Annotated in this window: 1 protein-coding gene; it reads right to left on the bottom strand. The window is 40.8% G+C overall.

The window, feature by feature from the left end; translation table 11 throughout:
• Positions 1 to 31: 31 nt before the first annotated feature.
• The gene (locus MMP72_RS15750; protein ID WP_241406211.1) at positions 32 to 1240 is read right to left on the bottom strand and encodes an IS256 family transposase; all 1209 of its coding nucleotides are present in this window, start codon (positions 1238 to 1240) and stop codon (positions 32 to 34) included.
• Positions 1241 to 1311 lie beyond the last annotated feature (71 nt).

Raw genomic sequence — 1311 nt, 5'->3', positions numbered from 1 at the left:
GAGGTTGTAAATAATTCTGTGTAAACACACCTTAGATATAGTCAGCCATACGTTGTTCAAACAAGATGCTAAAACGGCTCATTGCAGCTTTCCAGTTCTGGATAGGCATCGTCCATTTTTGACTGGCTGACATAATCGCTAAATATACCACCTTTTTCACAGAATCATCAGTGGGGAATATCTTCCTTTTCTTGGTGGCATGACGAATAACACTGTTCAGTGATTCAATGGCATTAGTCGTATAAATCGCCTTGCGTATATCCATTGGATAGGCAAAGAATGTATTTAAATTCGACCAGTTAGCTAACCACGATTTGCTAATTTGTGGGTATTTATCATCCCACTTTTGTCCAAATTCATCCAAAGCCTGTAAAGCTGCATCTTCCGTAGCAGATTGATAAATCTTCTTTAAATCGGCTGTGACAGCTTTATATTCTTTCCAGCTCACGTATTTGAGGTTGTTGCGTACCATATGAATGATACACAACTGGATATGGGTATCAGGGTAAATGGTATTGATGGCATCAGGAAAACCTTTAAGTCCATCCACACAGGCAATCAGAATATCCTTTAAGCCACGATTCTTGAGTTCTGTTAACACGGATAACCAGAATTTAGCACCTTCGTTTTCAGCCATCCACATGCCCAACAGTTCTTTCTGACCATCGGTATTGACACCAAGAGCAAGGAAGACAGCCTTGTTGATAACAGTAGCATCTTGTCTGACTTTAACCACAATACAGTCCAAATACACAATTGGATAAAGTGCATCCAGTGGACGATTCTGCCACTCTACGACCTGCTCCTTAACAGCATCCGTCACCTTTGAAATTAAGGATGGTGATACGTCGGCATCATACATTTCCTTGAATGTAGCAACGATCTCTCGTGTTGTCATACCTTTGGCGTATAGGGATAGAATTTGACTATCCATCTGAGTGATACGGGTCTGGTTCTTCTTGATGAGCTGAGGCTCAAATGTACCTTCACGATCTCTAGGGGTATTGAGTTCGAACTCACCATCATCGGTTAATAGACGCTTTGTAGTGTAGCCATTGCGAGCATTTTTACCTGTTCTCGGGCTGCTCTTTTCATACCCTAAATGTTCAGTCAATTCTGCATTTAGGGCAGTTTCCACTGTGAGTTTCTTTAGAGCTTTACTGAACTCGTTTAAGTCAGCTTCGGTTTTTAAGTTTTTGGCAAATTCTTTTGCCAATGCCAACATTGTTTCATCTTTCATGGTAAACACCTTGTTGACCCCAACAGTGTTGGGGATAATTTAAGCATTTACACAGGTTTATTTACACCCTC

The organism is Acinetobacter sp. NIPH 2699 (genome assembly GCF_022549355.1).
In the GTDB taxonomy this organism is placed as follows: domain Bacteria; phylum Pseudomonadota; class Gammaproteobacteria; order Pseudomonadales; family Moraxellaceae; genus Acinetobacter.
This window is presented reverse-complemented; position numbering and strand designations above follow the sequence as displayed.

Coding starts and splice junctions, on each gene's coding strand:
- MMP72_RS15750 (WP_241406211.1), bottom strand. CDS start 1,240: ATGAAAGATGAAACAATGTTGGCATTGGCAAAAGAATTTGCCAAAAAC.